Source organism: Streptomyces sp. CNZ287 (assembly GCF_007827615.1).
The window spans coordinates 259,604-276,618 of sequence record NZ_VISV01000010.1; the positions used below are offsets into that span (position 1 = coordinate 259,604).

Here is a 17,015-nt window from a genome sequence, read left to right on the forward strand (position 1 = left end):
CGCCGACGCTCCCGCCAGCGGCCGGGGGGTGGTGGGGTGGCTGGGACGTAACCGGGGGGAAACGATTGGTTGGGGGCTGCTCCATTTGGGACATCTCCGCGGTAAGTTGCGGACTATGCCACGTGGACGCCACCGCTTCTCCTCGCCGATGCGCGGGCTCCTGCCGCCCGTGTCGTTCGCCGCGGTCGCGCTGGGTTGCGCGGCCGGGGCCTGGTTGGTTTCCGGGGACGGGGCCGCCGTGCGGTGGCTGGCCGCGGGGGCGGCCGGGGCCGCGGTGGGGGCCTCGGCGCTCATGCGGTTGCGGGACCGGATGGCCGCCCTCCAGGTGACCGAGGCCACCGGGGCGCGGGCGCGGGCCGAGCGGGAGCATGAGGAGAAGCTCGCCGAGTTGAAGCGCGACCTTGAGGAGGCGCGGCGCGTACGCGGGGAGTTGGAGAAGCGGCTCGGGTCGCGGCACGGCGACCTCGCCCGGTTGCGTACGGACCACGCCGCGCTGCTCGCGCGGTACGCCAACGCCGAGTCCGAGCGCGCCGCCGCGCTCGAAGGGCGGCGGCAGTTGGCCATCGAGGCGGCGACGCCCGTCAAGCAGTTGCCGCCTGCCGGGTCGCGGCCGCAGATCGGGCCGCCCTCCCTCAGCCAGTACCTGCGCGCCTCCCACGCCCTCGACAACCTCGCCGGCAACGCCGCCCGGCAGGGCCACGGGCAGACCCACGAGCAGGCGCCCTCCGGCGACGCCGCGGGCTTCAGCTACTTCTCCCGGCCGCAGCGGGCGCAGTCCCGGGAGACCCCTCCCCCGGCGTCCGGCCGCCGGGCCGGCGGCGGCCACCGCTCCGGGCCCGACGAGCCCGGGGACGCCGGCACCGACCTCGCCGATGTCGTCGGTCCTGAAGTCCTCGCCGAAGCCCAAGCCGAGGCGGAGGCCGAGGCCGACAAGGGGGCGGAAGCCGGCTCCGACGCCGTTCCGGCGCCCTCCGAGGCCGACGACCCCGACGACGACCCCCACGGGCCCGTCGGGCGCGTCATCGACCTGGAGCAGGCGAGCTGAACGGGGATTCGCCCCCGTTCCTCCTCACTTGTCGATGTCCCCGACCACGAAGAACATCGACCCCAGGATCGCCACCATGTCCGCCACCAGCGTCCCCGGCAGCAGCTCGGTGAGCACCTGGATGTTGTTGTACGACGCGGAGCGCAGCTTCAGCCGGTACGGCGTTTTCTCGCCCTTCGACACCAGGTAGTAGCCGTTGAGCCCCAGCGGGTTCTCCGTCCAGGCGTACGTCTCCCCCTCCGGCGCCTTCAGCACCTTCGGCAGCCGCTGGTTCACCGGCCCGGGCGGCAGTTCCGCCAGCCGGTCCAGGCAGGCGTCGGCCAGGTCGAGGGAGTTGTGCGTCTGCGCCAGCAGCACCTCGAAGCGGGCCAGGCAGTCGCCCTCCTCACGGGTCACGACGCGCAGCGTGCCGCCCAGCTCCCCGTACGCCAGATACGGCTCGTCGCGCCGCAGGTCGAAGTCAACCCCCGAGCCGCGCCCTATGGGACCGCTCACGCCGTACGCGTGCACCATCCCCTGCGGCAGCACGCCGACGCCGCGCGTGCGGCCGCGGAAGATCTCGTTGCCGAGGACGAGGCCGTCGAAGACGTCCATCCGCGCGCGCGTCGCGCGCAGGGCCGCGCGCGCCCGGTCCGTCCAGCCGGCGGGTAGTTCCTCCTTGAGGCCGCCGACGCGGTTGAACATGTAGTGCATGCGCCCGCCGGAGACCTCCTCCATGACGGCCTGCAGATCCTCGCGTTCGCGGAACGCGTAGAAGATCGGGGTGATGCCGCCGAGTTCGAGGGGGTACGAGCCGAGGAACATCAGATGGTTGAGCACGCGGTTCATCTCGGCGAGGAGAGTACGCAGCCACACCGCCCGCTCCGGCACCTCCATGCCGAGCATGCGCTCGACGGCCAGGACGACGCCCAGTTCGTTGGAGAAGGCCGACAGCCAGTCGTGGCGGTTGGCGAGCACGATGATCTGGCGGTAGTCGCGGGCTTCGAAGAGTTTCTCCGCGCCGCGGTGCATGTAGCCGATGACCGGCTCCGCCGAGACGATGCGCTCGCCGTCCAGGACCATGCGCAGCCGCAGCACGCCGTGCGTCGAGGGGTGCTGCGGGCCGATGTTGAGCACCATGTCGGTCTGCTCGGCCGCGCCCCCGACGCCGACCGTCAGCGGGGCGGTGCGTGCGGCGGGCGCGGCGTCTCCGGTGGGCGCGGCAGTCATGCCACCGAGCCTAGCGGCCGTACGGAGCGGCCCCTAGGGCCGCGGCAGGGCGGTCGTGGGCGTGGTCGTGGACGCGTGGTCGTACGGAACGGGCGCTAGCGGCGCGGTGGGGTGCGGTCGTCCTCGTCCTCGTCGTCCGGCAGCTTCAGGACCCGCTCCAGGAAGAACGCCGCCCCGACCACGAGCGCCGCCGTGACCACCGACAGTGCCGCGTACACCACCTGGGAGCGGCGCGTACCGTAGTCCAGCCCGTCCAGGATCAGGAACAGCCCCAGCCCTCCGTACGCCCCCGCCACCAGCGCCGAGACCAGCGCGCTCGCCTGGCCCAGCACCACCGCGCGCGCGGCCATCAGCGGGTCGACGCCCTTCGCGTGCGGTACGCGCCCGCGCTGGGCGGCGAGGCGGGAGCGGATGGACAGCGCGGTCGCCGTCAGGATGGTGGCGATGAGGGCGAGGACGACCGGGGCGGCGACCGGGACGCTCGGCAGCGTCCCCACCGAGTTCCACAGCCGGGACCCCGCCCAGGACAGCACCCCCGCCACCACGAAGATGCCGGCCAACATCCCGACGTGCAGTTGCCTCACCGAACGCGCTCCTCCCAAAACCCCCGGAAATCGTAGCCCCGCAGGGCCGGCACGATGCGCTCAGTCCGGGAGCCGCAGTTCGAGGTCCGTACGCGGACGCACGCCCTGCGGGCCGATCTGCGCCAGCAGCTCGGCCACCGGCCCGCGCCCCGGCAGCTCGGCCGCGGGGTCCACGTCGTGCCACGGGACGAGGACGAAGGCGCGCTCGTGCGCGCGGGGGTGCGGGAGGGTGAGGGCGGGGTCGTCGGAGACGACGCCCTGGTACGCCACGATGTCGACGTCCAGCGTGCGCGGACCCCACTGCTCGTCCCGTACGCGCGCGAACGCCTCCTCCACGGCGTGCGCCCGCTCCATCAGCGACGCGGGCGGGAGGGAGGTCCGTACGATCAGGACGGCGTTGAAGAACGTCGGCTGGCTGCCCGGCTCGACGCCCCAGGGGTCGGTCTCGTAGACCGGCGAGACGGCTTTGACGCGGAGACCGGGGGTGTCCTCCAGGGCGTCGACGGAGCCTTGGAGGGTCTCCAGGCGGTTGCCGAGGTTGCTGCCGATGGAGAGCACGGCGAGCTTGGGGTTCTGCAGGGTCGAGTCGGCCGCGTCGACCTGCTCGACCACGGAATGCGGCACTGGCTGCACGGTCGGGTCGCTGCGATTCAATGGTCAACCTCTGCTTCGGGTGATGGTGATGGTCACGTCGTCGAACGGAACGGTGATCGGCGCGTCCGGCTTGTGCACCGTCACCTCCACCTGCTGCACGGGCGCGTGGGTCAGGCACTGCGCGGCGATCCGCTCGGCGAGCGTCTCGATCAGGTCCACCGGCTCGCCCTCGACGATGGCCACGGTCTCCTCCGCCACGACGCCGTAGTGCACGGTCCGCGCCAGGTCGTCGGTGGCAGCGGCGGGGCGGGTGTCGAGGTGGAGGACGAGGTCGACGACGAACGGTTGGCCCTCGGCGCGCTCGTGCGCGAAGACGCCGTGGTGGCCGCGGGCCCTGAGGCCGCGCAGCGCGACTCGGTCGGCCTGGGTCATGGCTCGCTCGCCTCGCCTTCTGCGTCTTGGCGCCGTTCTGTGCTGATGCCCTTGAACCTTGTTCCTCGTTCCTGTGGCTTGTGCCTTGTTCCCGCGCCTTGCGTCGGCTGCTTGTGGGCTTGTGTCGTCGGCTGCTCGTTTCGGTCGATGCGCGGTGCCGGTGGGCTCGCTGAGGTCGAAGCGGTGGTGGTCTGCTGCTCGGCCCTGCCCCTGGACCCTCGATCGAATGTACCTGCGCCTGCTGACACGCCGGACGACCGGGGCTGCTCACGGCCGTGCCGTGGGGTGTGGCCGCGTCTACGGGGAGGGTCGACGGGACAGCGGTATGGGGAGTGACGGCGACTCGAACGGGCTATGAACGCGACACAGGTCTTGTGAGACGTCGCCCGTCCCCCGCACTCCCGCCCTAGGGTAGGCCGCTGCTCTGACAAAGATCGCCGGCCGCACGGTTGGGCTCTCACCATACGGATTCGGGTACGCGGCCCGTAAGCCCCGCTACGCCCCTTCCAGCGCCGACGCGACCCGCACCGCGTCCGCCGTCGGCCGGACCTCGTGGACCCGTACGGCCCACGCGCCCTCGCGCGCCACTATCGCCGACACCGCCGCCGTCGCGGCGTCCCGCTCGCGGGCCGGCGGCGGCGAACCGTCGGGGCCGGCCAGGATGCGTCCCAGGAACCGCTTCCGCGACGCCGCGACCAGCAGCGGACGGCCCAACTCCGCGCGGAGCCGGGCGAGGCTGTTCAGCAGCACCAGGTCGTGCGGCGCCGCCTTCGCGAAGCCGAGGCCCGGGTCGGCGATGATCCGCTCGACGTCGATACCGCCCGCAACGGCCCGGTCCAGGCTGCGGCGGAGTTCGTCGACGACCTCGGTGACGGTGTCCTCGTAGACCGCGCGGTTGTTCATGTCGATGGACTGCCCGCGCCAGTGCATGACGACGAACGGCACCCCGGTCGCGGCGACCGCCGGGACCATCGCGGGGTCGGCCTGGCCGCCGCTGACGTCGTTGACGAGGCGGGCGCCGGCGGCGACCGCCTGTTCGGCGACGGTGGCGCGCATGGTGTCGACGGAGACGAGGACGCCTTCGGCCGCGAGGCCCCGTACGACGGGGAGGACGCGACGCAGCTCCTCGGCCTCGTCCACGCGGGGCGCGCCGGGCCGGGTGGACTCGCCGCCGACGTCGACGATGTCCGCGCCGGTGGCGACGAGATCGATGCCGTGCTTGATCGCGGCCGCGGAGTCGAACCAGAGGCCGCCGTCGGAGAAGGAGTCGGGGGTGACGTTGACGACGCCCATCACGGCGCAGCGGCCGAAGTCCGGCAGCCCCGCCACCTGCCCCCTGCGCGCATCCGTCATAGCTCCAGCGTATGCGCCATCGGCCCGCCCGGTCCCGGCAGGGCGCCGGAGAGCTTGCGGCGAGGAGGACGGGGCGCCGCCCGAGCGGCGGGGATGGGGCGCGTAGAGCGGACTGCGGCGGCGCGAGCGACGGGGCGATGTCAGAGAGCGCGCCTACCCTTGGGCGGGAGTGCGGGGGACGTGGGACGTGTGGTGCGGGGGGTCGGTGTCCGGGGCACGGAGGCGCCGGCCCGGGGGCACGGGGTCCGAGGATCCCGGGTCGGCGGATCCCCAGGTCGACGGGTAGAGGGCCCGGATCGGCGGGTTCCCGGACCGGCGGGTCCAGAGATCGGCGGGTTCCCGGACCGGCGGGTCCACGGGTCGGCGGGTGCCCAGGCTGACGGATACCCGGGTTGGCGCGTCCCCGGGTTCGAGGTGCCCGGGCTGGTGGCCCCCCCGCCTTCCGCGGGCCGCCGGTCCCGGGGCGCCTCACAGGCTCCGGATCGCCCTGAAGCCCGTGTTGCCGCTCGAGCTGTCCGGGGTGTTCCCCATCCTCGCCGACGTCCGGTACCGCAAGCAGTACGACTCATGGCACAGATGCGACCCCCCCTTCAGCACCCGCGACTGCCCCAGCCGCGGCCCCCGCGGGTTGTCGCGCGGGGCCTTCCGGTGGTGCCGGGCGTGGAACCAGTCCGCGCACCACTCCCACACGTTCCCCGTCGCGTTGTACAGCCCGTAGTCGTTCGGCTCGAAGGCGTCCACCGGGCACGTCCCCCGGTAGCCGTCCGCCGCCGTGTTGCGGTCGGGGAAGCTGCCACGCCAGATGTTCATCCGGTACGCGCCCTCCGGATCCCGCTCCGCCCCCCACGGGTACGGCTCCCCCTCCAGCCCGCCGCGTGCCGCGTACTCCCACTCCGCCTCCGTCGGCAGCCGTGCGCCCGCCCAGTCGCAAAAGGCCAGGGCGTCCGTGTGCGACACGTGCACCACCGGGTGGTCCCAGCGGCCGCGCAGGCCCGAGCCGGGGCCCTCAGGGTGCCGCCAGTCCGCCTGGTGGACCTGCCGCCACCACGGCGTCTGCGGCGGCGAGGCGGTGGGCGGGAAGTTCTTGGGCAAAAAGCCCGCGAAGACGAAGGACCAGCCGAAGCGCTCGGCGTCCGTGACGTACGACGTCGCGTCGGTGAAGGCCGCGAACCCCTCGTTCGTCACCGCCGTCGCCGCGACCGCGAAGCCGTCGACCGTCACCTCGCGCGCCGGGCCCTCCCCGTCGGCCGGGTACGGGCCGTCGTCGTAGCCCATCAGGAATGCCCCGCCGGGCAGCTTCCGCCACCCTCCGCGCGGTTCGTACGCGGCCGGTCCCGAGGCGGCCACGGCCTTCCCGGGCCCGGCGACTACCCCGCCGCCCTCCGGTACCGCCGCGCCCTCCGCACCGCGTCCCGGCGCGCAGCACGCTCCCGGTTCCACACCCCCGCCCCCCATCAGCGCGACCTGATCAAGCTCATCGCCTCGGCCCGCGTCGCCGGGTGCCGGAGCTGTCCGCGCACCGCCGACGTCAGCGTCTTCGCCCCCGGCTTCCGCACACCCCGCATCGTCATGCACAAGTGCTCGCACTCGATGACGACGATCACGCCCCGCGGCTCGAGTATCTCCATCAGCGAGTCCGCGATCTGCGTGGTCAACCGTTCCTGCACCTGCGGCCTGCGCGCATACACGTCCACCAGCCGCGCCAGCTTCGACAGCCCCGTGATCTTCCCGTCGTGCGACGGGATGTACCCCACGTGCGCGGAGCCCACGAACGGCACCAGGTGGTGCTCGCACGTGCTCAGCACCTCGATGTCCTTGACCAGCACCATCTCGTCGTGGCCCAGGTCGAACGTCGTCGTCAGCACGTCCTCCGGGCGCTGCCGCAGGCCGGCGAAGATCTCCTTGTACGCGCGCGCCACCCGCGCCGGTGTGTCCAGCAGACCTTCGCGGTCGGGGTCCTCGCCGACGGCGATGAGCAGTTCACGCACGGCGTCCTCGGCGCGCTTCTCGTCGAAGTCGCCGTACGCCCCGTCGTCGTGCTCCGGGCCGTGTCCCGTCCTGACAGCCGCATCCGTCATCGTGGTGCCTCTCGTACCTGCGCCAATGGCCGCGCCCCCAAGGCTAGAACCTCGGGGGCGCTGCACACATTCCAGCGGTATCCGCTAGGGCTGACCGCCTTCGCTCGGCGACGGCTGGTGCTGCGGGCCCTCGCCCGGCAGCGTGCCCCCCTGGAGGCCGCCCGGCAGGCCGCCGCCGGCGGGCGGCGTCTCGGCCTTGTCGAGCATCCGCGGGCCCGAGCCGTTGGTCTCCCGCGGGGAGGTCACCGGCGGCCGGGTGGAGGGCGTACGCCGCGAGGAGCCGGTCCACGCCGGCCGCAGCGGGCGCTTGACCAGGGGGCGGAAGATCTCGGCGATCTCCTCCTTGCCCAGGGTCTCCTTCTCCAGCAGCTCCAGCACCAGGTTGTCGAGCACGTCGCGGTTCTCGACGAGCATCTCCCACGCCTCGTTGTGCGCGGTCTCGATCAGCTTCTTGACCTCCTCGTCGACCAGCGCGGCGACCTCCTCGGAGTAGTCGCGCTGGTGCGAGAGCTCCCGGCCCAGGAAGGGCTCGGACTGGTCGGAGCCGAACTTGATCGCGCCCAGCCGCTCGGTCATGCCGTACTGCGTGACCATCTTGCGGGCGAGCCCGGTGGCCTTCTCGATGTCGTTGGCGGCGCCGGTCGTCGGGTCGTGGAAGACCAGCTCCTCGGCCGCGCGGCCGCCCATCATGTACGCGAGCTGGTCCAGCATCTCGTTGCGCGTGGTGGAGTACTTGTCCTCGTCGGGCAGCACCATCGTGTAGCCGAGGGCGCGGCCGCGGGAGAGGATCGTCACCTTGTGCACCGGGTCGCCGCTGGGAGAGGCCGCCGCGACCAGGGCGTGCCCGCCCTCGTGGTACGCGGTGATCTTCTTCTCCTTCTCCGACATGATGCGGGAGCGCTTCTGCGGGCCGGCGACCACGCGGTCGATGGCCTCGTCCAGCATCTCGTTGTCGATCAGCTTCCGGTTGCTGCGCGCGGTGAGCAGCGCGGCCTCGTTCAGCACGTTGCTGAGGTCGGCGCCGGTGAAGCCGGGGGTGCGCCGGGCGACGGCGGACAGGTCCACGTCCGGGGCGACGGGCTTGCCCTTCTGGTGGACCCTGAGGATCTCCAGCCGGCCCTGCATGTCGGGGCTCTCCACGCCGATCTGCCGGTCGAACCGGCCGGGGCGCAGCAGGGCGGGGTCGAGGATGTCGGGCCGGTTGGTGGCCGCGATGAGGATGACGCCGCCCTTGACGTCGAAGCCGTCCATCTCGACCAGGAGCTGGTTCAGCGTCTGCTCGCGCTCGTCGTGGCCGCCGCCCATGCCGGCGCCGCGGTGGCGGCCGACCGCGTCGATCTCGTCGACGAAGACGATCGCGGGTGCGTTCGCCTTGGCCTGCTCGAAGAGGTCGCGGACGCGGGAGGCGCCGACGCCGACGAACATCTCGACGAAGTCGGAGCCGGAGATGGAGTAGAACGGCACGCCCGCCTCGCCGGCGACGGCGCGGGCCAGCAGGGTCTTGCCGGTGCCGGGCGGGCCGTAGAGCAGCACGCCCTTGGGGATCTTGGCGCCGACGGCCTGGAACTTCGCGGGCTCCTGGAGGAACTCCTTGATCTCGTGGAGCTCCTCAACGGCCTCGTCGGCCCCGGCCACGTCGGAGAAGGTCGTCTTCGGGGTGTCCTTCGTGATGAGCTTGGCCTTGGACTTCCCGAAGTTCATGACCCGGGAGCCGCCGCCCTGCATCTGGTTCATCAGGAAGAGGAAGACGAGCACGATCAGGACGAACGGCAGCAGCGAGAGCAGGATGCTGACGAACGGGTTGTCCTTCGTCGGCTTGACCGAGTAGCCGTCGGGGATCTCGCCCTTGTCGAACCTGTTCTGCAGCTTGTCGGCAAGGTCGGCGCCCTGGTTGTCGATGTAGTTCGCCTGGACCTTGTCGCTGCCGTCGATCTTGTTGTCGCCCTTGAGCTTGACCTTGATGGTCTCGCTGTTACCGGTGGTCAGCTCCGCGGAGCTGACCTTCTTGTCGTTGATCGCGGCGACGACCTTGGCGGTGTCAACGGACTTGTAGCCCTCGGAGGAGCCGACCAGTTGCATCAACAGGACCACGGCGAGGACGGCCAGCACGATCCACATGACCGGCCCACGGAAGTAGCGCTTCACGTCCATCCACACGGGGCGGCGTACGCCCCGTCCCTCCTGCCCAGTGAGGCACGGCTGGCTCCTGACCGAGCCCGTGGCCGTGCGTATGCCTGTTATGGGTCCAAACTGAAACGACTGTCGTTCGGACGGTACCCCAGAATTGTCACCCGTCCCCGCCGGGGACGGCTAACAAACCGGCTTTCCCATGCTCCAACGGCGGGAAACCCCCCGGTGTTCCCCGGGCAGGGACCCGCCGGCCCGCGTCCGGCCACCCGGGGGGCGGCGGCGCGATGTCCCCCCAGTCCCCTTCAGCCCGCGCACGCGGAGCCGCGGACTGCGTCAGCCACCGTACACGTGCGGTGCGAGGGTGCCGACGAAGGGCAGGTTCCGGTACTTCTCCGCGTAGTCGAGGCCGTAGCCGACGACGAACTCGTTGGGAATGTCGAAGCCGACCCAGTCCACGTCGATGGGCACTTTCGCCGCCTCCGGCTTGCGCAGCAGGGTGAAGACCCGCAGCGAGGCCGGCTGCCGGGAACCGAGGTTGGAGAGCAGCCAGGAGAGCGTGAGGCCGGAGTCGATGATGTCCTCGACGATCATCACGTGCCGGTCCTGGATATCGGTGTCCAGATCCTTGAGGATCCGCACGACACCGGAGGACTGGGTGCCCGCACCGTACGAGGACACGGCCATCCAGTCCATCGTGACCGGCGTGGAGAGCGTGCGGGCGAGGTCCGCCATGACCATCACGGCGCCCTTGAGCACCCCGACGATCAGGAGATCCTTGCCGGCGTACTCCGCGTCGATCTTCGCGGCCATCTCGGCGAGCTTGGCGTCGATCTCTTCCTTGGTGATGAGCACTTTCTCAAGGTCCGCGCCCATGTCCTTCACATCCACCCGGGGTCACTCTCGTTCGTTCGACGACCACTGCCGAACGAACAGTCTGCCATCCGTTCTCCGGGCGGTCAGGAGCGCGTAGGACACGTTTTCCGCACGTCCCGACCCCAGGCCATGGCCTGTACGGTCCCGCCGGCCGGCCTGCGCTCCGGCGGGATCCGCGGCGTACGGGCCCTCAGTCCTCCCCGTCGTCCTCCCGGCGGTACTCCCGCCGGACGACGAGCCGGCCCTGTTCGCGGCGGGCGGACACCCGCCCGGGGAGGTTGAGGGCGCTCTGCCCGCGCCAGCCGGTGATGAGCTTGTCCATCTCCTCGATGTGCCGGCTGAAGAGGGACCCGGCCGGGGAGCCGGCCGCCAGGGCCGCGCGGCGCAGGACGCGGCGCCGCACGGCGGGCGGCAGCGCGTACAGCCCGGGGACGTCGAGGCCGCCGTCCGCGTCCCGTACGCCGCGCTCGGCGTCGGCGGCCCAGGCGTCGAGGGCGTCGGCGTCGTCCCGGGAGAGCCGGGCGGTACGGGCCAAGGAGGCGACGACGCCGCGGCCCAGCGCCTTCTCCAGCACGGGCAGCGCCTCGTGGCGGACGCGGGAGCGGGTGTAGGCGGGATCGACGTTGTGCGGGTCGTCCCAGACGGGCAGCGACTGGACCATGCACGCCTTGCGGGCGACCTGGCGGTCGATCTGCAGGAACGGGCGGCGGTAGCGGCCGCCGGGCCCCGAGGTCGCGGCCATGCCGGACAGGGAGCGCACGCCGGAGCCGCGGGCGAGCGCCAGCAGCACGGTCTCGGCCTGGTCGTCGCGGGTGTGGCCGAGGAGTACGGCGGCGGCGCCGAGGCGCTGCGCGGCCTCGTCCAGCGCCGCGTAGCGGGCCTCGCGGGCGGCGGCCTCGGGGCCGCCGCCGCGGCCGACGTCGACGCGCACGGATTCGACGGGGTCCAGGCCGAGAGCGCGCATGCGGCCGACGACCTCCTGCGCGCGCAGGTCGGAGCCGGCCTGGAGGCCGTGGTCGATGGTGATGCCGCCGGCGCGGGCGCCCTGGCGGGGGGCTTCGAAGGAGAGCGCGGAGGCCAGCGCCATGGAGTCGGCGCCGCCCGAGCAGGCGACGAGGATCAGCGGGGCGGCTGCGGGGGCAGTGGGGGCCGCCGGGCGGGAGGTGCCCGCGAAGCGGGCGCGCGCGGCCGGTGGGGGGCCCGCGGCCGTGGAGACCGTGGAGGCGGCGGGGGATGCCTGGGGAGCGGCCGGGAAGGCCGCGGGGGTGGGGGGTACGTGCGCCGTCGCGTGCTCGGTAAGCACGTCGTGCAGAACGTGGCGTACGGCCAGACGTATCGCGGCGACCGCTGGATGGGGACCCATGGCTTTCACTTCACTTTCGCTGGCGGCGGAAGAGCTCGCTCGGGCTCACCTCCGCGACCGTCACTGTAAGTGTGTCGATGGTGACAGAGGAGAGCGGCCAACTGAGCATTGCACGCGGGCAACGCCGGGTTCGCTCCCTCGGACGGGTGAAAGTCGCGCGAATATCGCCGCCATGGGAACCGCCGGGAGCAGTCGTCAGCTCTCGGCGCGGCTGTGCACCCGCGCGATCCAGTCCGCCGGTTTGGCGATCTCCGCCTTGGTGGGCAGCGTGTTCGGCGAGGTCCACACCCGGTTGAAGCCGTCCATGCCGACCTGGTCGACGACGTGCCGCACGAAGCGCTCGCCGTCGCGGTACTGGCGGAGCTTGGCGTCCAGGCCCAGCAGCTTGCGCAGCGCCTGGTCCAGCCGGCCCGCGCCGGCCTGGCGGCGCTTGGTGAACTTCTCCCGGATCTCCGAGACCGACGGCACGACCTGCGGTCCGACGCCGTCCATCACGTAGTCCGCGTGCCCCTCCAGCAGGGACATCACCGCGGTGAGCCGGCCCAGGATCTCCCGCTGCGCCGGGGTCTGGACGACCTCGACGATGCTGCGCTCCTCGCCGCCCTCCTCCCGGCTGCCGCTGAGGCTCTGCAGCGCCTCCCGTACGCGGTCCAGGAGGGTGGCCGGGTCGATCTCCGTCTCGCCCAGGAAGGACTGGATCTCGCCCTGGAGGTGGTCGCGCAGCCACGGCACGGCGGTGAACTGCGTGCGGTGGGTCTCCTCGTGGATGCAGACCCACAGCCGGAAGTCGTGCGGGGCGACCTCCAGCTCACGCTCGACGTGGACGATGTTCGGCGCGATGAGCAGCAGCCTGCCCTGTCCCGCGCCGCCGCTGCCGGAGCCGGCGTGGGCGGCGGGGCCGCCGGGCAGGTCGCGGGTGGCGGGGGCGAAGGTCTCGTACTGGCCGAGGACGCGGGAGGACAGGAACGACAGCAGCATCCCCAGCTCGACGCCGGTGATCTTGCCGCCCACCGCGCCCAGGACGGCCCCGCCGGGCAGGCCGGAGCGGCGCTTGTCCATCTTCTCCAGCAGCGGCGCGAGGACGGCGCGGAAGCCCGCGACGTTCGCCTTGATCCAGCCGGGGCGGTCGACCACGAGGATCGGGGTGTCGTGCCGCGGGTCGGCGCCCTCGGGATACATCCGGGAGAACTCGCGTACGTGCTCCTCGGCCGACCGGGCGTGCGCCCGCAGCTCGCCGACGATGGCGCGCGCCTCGTCCCGGCTCACCTCGGGGCCCGGCCGTACGAGCCGGGTCGCGGTCGCAACCGCGAGATTCCAGTCGACCATCTCCGCACCACCGATGCTCGTCATCTCTTCACCGTACGTGCCCACGGGGCCGAGCGGGAGCGCGCAGCCCCCGGAACCGGCTGCGGGAGGGCCCGTAGGGGACGCGCCGGGCCGGGCGGGGAGCGGGGCGCGGGCGGCGCCGGCGGGGCGGTCGCCCGAACGAGGGAGGAGATTCACTTCTCATTCACTTCGGACAGGGGATCGATTCACCTGTTTTGCCTAAATTCGGCAACGAAAGGTGAACAGCGCAGGCGAGACGGACGGGAACGCGCATAGCTGAGGGAGAGGTCTGTCTCCAGTCCGCCAGAACCGCAAAGGACCCCCACCGTGAAGCTTCCCCCCACCGCCCCGCTGCGCGCCGCGGCCGCCGGCTCCCTCGCTCTCGCCGGCGCCCTCGTCCTCGGCGCCTGCGGGTCGGACGACAACACCGGCGGCTCCGGCTCGGCCGGTGGCGGCGCCCAGGCCGCGGCCGACGACGTGAAGTGCGCCGGCTCCGGCGAGCTGCTGGCGTCGGGCTCCTCGGCGCAGAAGAACGCCATGGACCAGTGGGTCAGCGACTTCCAGGGCGTCTGCCCGGACATCACCGTCAACTACAAGGCCACCGGCTCGGGCGCCGGCATCCAGGAGTTCCTCCAGGGCAAGACCGGCTTCGCCGGTTCCGACTCGGTGCTGAAGCCCGAGGAGGTGCAGGCGTCGAAGAAGGTCTGCAGGAACGGCGAGGCCATCAACATCCCGATGCTCGGCGGCCCCATCGCCATCGGGTACAACGTCGAGGGCGTGGACGACCTCGTCCTCAACGCGGACGTCGTCGGCCGGATCTTCTCCGGCGCGCTCACCACCTGGAACGACCCGGCCATCGCCGACCTCAACCCCGACGCGGACCTGCCGGACACCAAGATCCAGCCGGTGCACCGCTCGGACGAGTCCGGAACCACCGACAACTTCACCCAGTACCTCGCCGCCGCCGCCGAGAACACCTGGCCGCACCAGCCGGGCAAGAAGTGGCCCGTCCAGGGCGGTCAGGCCGCGGACGGCTCCTCCGGGGTCTCCGCACAGGTGAAGCAGACCGACGGCGCCATCTCGTACTTCGAGCTGTCCTTCGCCACCGCGAGCGACATCAACACCGTCAAGCTCGACACCGGTGCCAAGGAGCGCGTCGAGGCCACCAGCCAGAACGCCTCCAAGGCCATCGCCGCCGCGAAGGTCACCGGCTCCGGCAAGGACCTGGCGATGCAGCTCGACTTCACCACCGACACCGAGGGCGCCTACCCCCTGACCCTCCTCACCTACGAGATCGCCTGCGACAAGGGCAACCACAAGGACAACCTCGACAAGGTGAAGTCCTTCCTGGGCTACACCGCGAGCGAGGCCGGCCAGTCGAAGCTGAGCCAGCTCGGCTACGCCCCGCTGCCCGCGGAGGTCGTCGGGAAGGTCCGTACGACAGTGGAGTCACTCTCCTGACCGCCGGCCCCGACCCCCGCAGCCCCCGCGCCGACCTGCGCGGGGGCACGGAGGGCGCGGGTCCCGCAGCCGGTGCACCGCCGCCGGGGCGAACGGCGTCCACCCCCGCGCCGCAGCCCCACCCCGACGGGAGGCCGCCCGTGAGTACCGACACCGACACCGAGACCGACATACGCACCACCGCCCCGCCACCGCCGGAGGCGCCGCGGAAGAAGGGCCGCCGCAGAAGCGCGACCCGCCTCGGCGACCGCGTCTTCGCCGGCCTGTCGAAGGGCTCCGGGATCACCCTGCTGGTGATCATGGGCGCGATCGCGGCCTTCCTCGCGTACCGCGCCTCGCTCGCCCTCGCCAAGAACGAGGGCAACTTCCTCACCACCTTCCAGTGGGACGCCAACGCCGACCCGCCGGTCTTCGGCATCGCGGTGCTGGCCTTCGGCACGATCGTCTCGTCGGTCATCGCCATGGTCATCGCGGTGCCGATCGCCGTGGGCATCGCGCTCTTCATCACCCACTACGCGCCGCGCAGGGTGGCGGCGCCCCTCGCGTACGTCATCGACCTGCTGGCCGCCGTCCCCTCGATCGTCTACGGCCTGTGGGGCGCCCTGTTCCTGGTGCCGCACCTCGTCGGCCCGTACGAGTGGCTGGACGACCTCCTGGGCTGGACCGTCGTCTTCTCGTTCGACGGCAGCGCCCCGCGCTCCCTCATGACCGCCGGGATCCTGCTGGCGATCATGATCCTGCCGATCATCACCAACGTCAGCCGCGAGGTCTTCCGGCAGTCGCCGCAGACACAGCAGGAGGCGGCGCTGGCACTGGGCGCCACGCGCTGGGAGCTGATCCGGATGTCGGTGCTCCCCTTCGGGCGCTCCGGCGTCATCTCGGCCTCGATGCTGGGCCTGGGGCGGGCGCTGGGCGAGACGATGGCGGTCGCCACGGTGCTGTCCCCGTCGGCGATCCTGTCGGCGAAGCTCCTGGAGCCCGGGGGCGGGACGTTCGCGCAGAACATCGCCTCGGCGTTCAAGGAGGCGGGGGAGTTCGGGCGGGACGCGCTGATCGCCTCCGGCCTGGTGCTGTTCGTCATCACGCTGCTGGTCAACGGCGCCGCCCGGCTGATCATCGCGCGCCGCAAGGAGTACTCGGGAGCGAACGCATGAGCGCGCCCGGGAGCGTGGTGGACCGGACCGACGCCTTCGCCATCCACCAGCCGCGCCTGCCCCGCTGGGCGCCGGTGGCCATCGCGGTCGCCGCCGTGGCGGCCGGGGTGGCGGTCGGGCTGGGCGCGGGGCTGGACAGCCGGGTGCAGTGGGGGCTGATCGCCGCGCTGCTCTTCGTGGCGGGGCTGTACGCCGTCTCGGCGCGTACGGAGGGCGTCCGCAAGGCGAAGGACCGGCTGGCCACGTCGCTCGTGTGGGGCGCCTTCCTGCTGGCCGTCATCCCGCTGGCGTCGCTGGTCTGGGAGACCGTACGGCAGGGCGTCAAGGTCCTCGACGGCTACTTCCTGACGCACTCCATGAACGGCGTCGTCGCCATCGCGCCCGGCGGGGGCATCTACCACGCCCTTCTCGGCACCGTCCAGCAGGTCGCGCTGGCCACCGTGATCGCCACCCCGATCGGGCTGCTGACCGCCGTGTACCTCGTGGAGTACGGGGGCGGGCGGCTGGCGAAGGCGGTCACCTTCTTCGTCGACGTCATGACCGGCATCCCGTCGATCGTCGCCGGCCTGTTCATCCTCAGCGTCTGGATCATGGGGCTGGGCTTCGGCTACTCCGGACTCGCCGGCTCCTTCGCGCTCGCCATTCTGATGATGCCGATCGTCGTCCGCTCCACCGAGGAGATGCTGAAGCTCGTCCCGAACGAGCTGCGCGAGGCGTCGTACGCCCTGGGCGTACCGAAGTGGAAGACGACCCTCAAGGTCGTCCTCCCCACCTCCCTCGGCGGCATCACCACCGGCGTGATGCTCGCCGTGGCCCGTATCACCGGCGAGACGGCTCCTCTTCTGCTGCTCGTCTTCGGCAACCCCGCCATCAACTCCGACCCCCTCGAGGGCGCCCAGGCGTCGCTGCCGCTCTACATCTACGAGCAGTGGGCCAACGGCAACAACGCCTCCTTCGACCGCGCCTGGGCCGCCGCCCTGGTGCTCATCGTCTTCGTCATGCTCCTCAACCTGTTCGCCCGCCTCATCGCCCGTTTCAAGGCTCCGAAGACCGGCCGCTGACGGCCACGTACGAAAGAGATCCCAGTCCCATGGCCAAGCGCATCGACATCGGCGACCTGACCGCCTACTACGGCGACTTCAAGGCGATAGACGGCATCTCGATGGCCGTCGAGCCGAAGTCCGTGACCGCCTTCATCGGCCCGTCCGGCTGCGGCAAGTCCACCTTCCTGCGCACCATCAACCGCATGCACGAGGTCACCCCGGGCGCGCGCGTCGAGGGCGAGGTGCGCCTCGACGGCGACGACCTGTACGGACCGGGCGTCGACCCCGTCTCCGTACGGCGCGTGGTGGGCATGGTCTTCCAGCGGCCCAACCCGTTCCCGACGATGAGCGTGTACGAGAACGTGGCCGC

Annotated in this window: 16 protein-coding genes; 5 read left to right on the forward strand and 11 right to left on the reverse strand. The window is 71.9% G+C overall.

The features are described from left to right. The first annotated feature begins 115 nt into the window (after positions 1-115). Positions 116-1,045 carry a coiled-coil domain-containing protein gene (locus FB457_RS20060; RefSeq protein WP_253911336.1) on the forward strand — a complete coding sequence of 310 codons (930 nt, stop codon included), beginning with the start codon at positions 116-118 and terminating at the stop codon, positions 1,043-1,045. A gap of 24 nt (positions 1,046-1,069) precedes the next feature. Here the strand turns inward: FB457_RS20060 and FB457_RS20065 are convergent, their stop codons facing one another. The 11 genes from FB457_RS20065 to FB457_RS20115 form a co-directional block, all read right to left on the reverse strand. Continuing rightward, the gene (locus FB457_RS20065; protein ID WP_047017107.1) at positions 1,070-2,254 is read right to left on the reverse strand and encodes an NADH-quinone oxidoreductase subunit D; all 1,185 of its coding nucleotides are present in this window, start codon (positions 2,252-2,254) and stop codon (positions 1,070-1,072) included. Between the two features lie 95 nt (positions 2,255-2,349). Beyond that, the gene (locus FB457_RS20070; protein WP_078898362.1) at positions 2,350-2,817 is read right to left on the reverse strand and encodes a DUF3180 domain-containing protein; all 468 of its coding nucleotides are present in this window, start codon (positions 2,815-2,817) and stop codon (positions 2,350-2,352) included. Positions 2,818-2,898: 81 nt separating this feature from the next. Beyond that, the gene (folK, locus tag FB457_RS20075) at positions 2,899-3,492 is read right to left on the reverse strand and encodes a 2-amino-4-hydroxy-6-hydroxymethyldihydropteridine diphosphokinase (protein WP_047017105.1); all 594 of its coding nucleotides are present in this window, start codon (positions 3,490-3,492) and stop codon (positions 2,899-2,901) included. Between the two features lie 3 nt (positions 3,493-3,495). After that, positions 3,496-3,864: a dihydroneopterin aldolase gene (gene folB / locus FB457_RS20080; protein ID WP_047017104.1), complete on the reverse strand. Its 369-nt coding sequence runs from the start codon at positions 3,862-3,864 to the stop codon at positions 3,496-3,498. A 495-nt stretch (positions 3,865-4,359) separates the two neighbouring features. After that, complete coding sequence (gene folP, locus FB457_RS20085; RefSeq protein WP_047017103.1) at positions 4,360-5,217, reverse strand: dihydropteroate synthase; 858 nt, start codon at positions 5,215-5,217, stop codon at positions 4,360-4,362. A gap of 468 nt (positions 5,218-5,685) precedes the next feature. After that, positions 5,686-6,672, reverse strand: coding sequence for a formylglycine-generating enzyme family protein (locus tag FB457_RS20090; RefSeq protein WP_047017102.1), 987 nt, complete (start codon positions 6,670-6,672; stop codon positions 5,686-5,688). Next, positions 6,672-7,295, reverse strand: coding sequence for a GTP cyclohydrolase I FolE (folE, locus tag FB457_RS20095; protein WP_047017101.1), 624 nt, complete (start codon positions 7,293-7,295; stop codon positions 6,672-6,674). The genes FB457_RS20090 and folE overlap by 1 nt, the downstream gene beginning before the upstream one ends. Before the next feature lie 84 nt (positions 7,296-7,379). Continuing rightward, positions 7,380-9,446 carry an ATP-dependent zinc metalloprotease FtsH gene (ftsH, locus tag FB457_RS20100; protein ID WP_047020185.1) on the reverse strand — a complete coding sequence of 689 codons (2,067 nt, stop codon included), beginning with the start codon at positions 9,444-9,446 and terminating at the stop codon, positions 7,380-7,382. Positions 9,447-9,758: 312 nt separating this feature from the next. Next, a complete protein-coding gene (gene hpt, locus FB457_RS20105; protein ID WP_047017100.1) occupies positions 9,759-10,298 on the reverse strand; it encodes a hypoxanthine phosphoribosyltransferase in 540 nt (179 codons plus the stop codon). A gap of 190 nt (positions 10,299-10,488) precedes the next feature. Then, positions 10,489-11,661 carry a tRNA lysidine(34) synthetase TilS gene (gene tilS / locus FB457_RS20110; protein WP_047017099.1) on the reverse strand — a complete coding sequence of 391 codons (1,173 nt, stop codon included), beginning with the start codon at positions 11,659-11,661 and terminating at the stop codon, positions 10,489-10,491. A 195-nt stretch (positions 11,662-11,856) separates the two neighbouring features. Beyond that, positions 11,857-13,011 carry a zinc-dependent metalloprotease gene (locus FB457_RS20115; protein ID WP_047017098.1) on the reverse strand — a complete coding sequence of 385 codons (1,155 nt, stop codon included), beginning with the start codon at positions 13,009-13,011 and terminating at the stop codon, positions 11,857-11,859. Between the two features lie 303 nt (positions 13,012-13,314). Between FB457_RS20115 and pstS the strand changes: the two genes are divergently transcribed. The 4 genes from pstS to FB457_RS20135 form a co-directional block, all read left to right on the forward strand. Further along, positions 13,315-14,448, forward strand: a complete 1,134-nt coding sequence (pstS, locus tag FB457_RS20120) for a phosphate ABC transporter substrate-binding protein PstS (RefSeq protein ID WP_047017097.1) — start codon at positions 13,315-13,317, stop codon at positions 14,446-14,448. Between the two features lie 140 nt (positions 14,449-14,588). After that, positions 14,589-15,602 carry a phosphate ABC transporter permease subunit PstC gene (pstC, locus tag FB457_RS20125; RefSeq protein WP_486589082.1) on the forward strand — a complete coding sequence of 338 codons (1,014 nt, stop codon included), beginning with the start codon at positions 14,589-14,591 and terminating at the stop codon, positions 15,600-15,602. Beyond that, positions 15,599-16,663: a phosphate ABC transporter permease PstA gene (gene pstA, locus FB457_RS20130; RefSeq protein ID WP_047017096.1), complete on the forward strand. Its 1,065-nt coding sequence runs from the start codon at positions 15,599-15,601 to the stop codon at positions 16,661-16,663. The genes pstC and pstA overlap by 4 nt, the downstream gene beginning before the upstream one ends. 29 nt (positions 16,664-16,692) lie before the next feature. Beyond that, a partial coding sequence (locus FB457_RS20135) for an ATP-binding cassette domain-containing protein (RefSeq protein WP_145782642.1) occupies positions 16,693-17,015 on the forward strand: 323 nt, incomplete at its 3' end.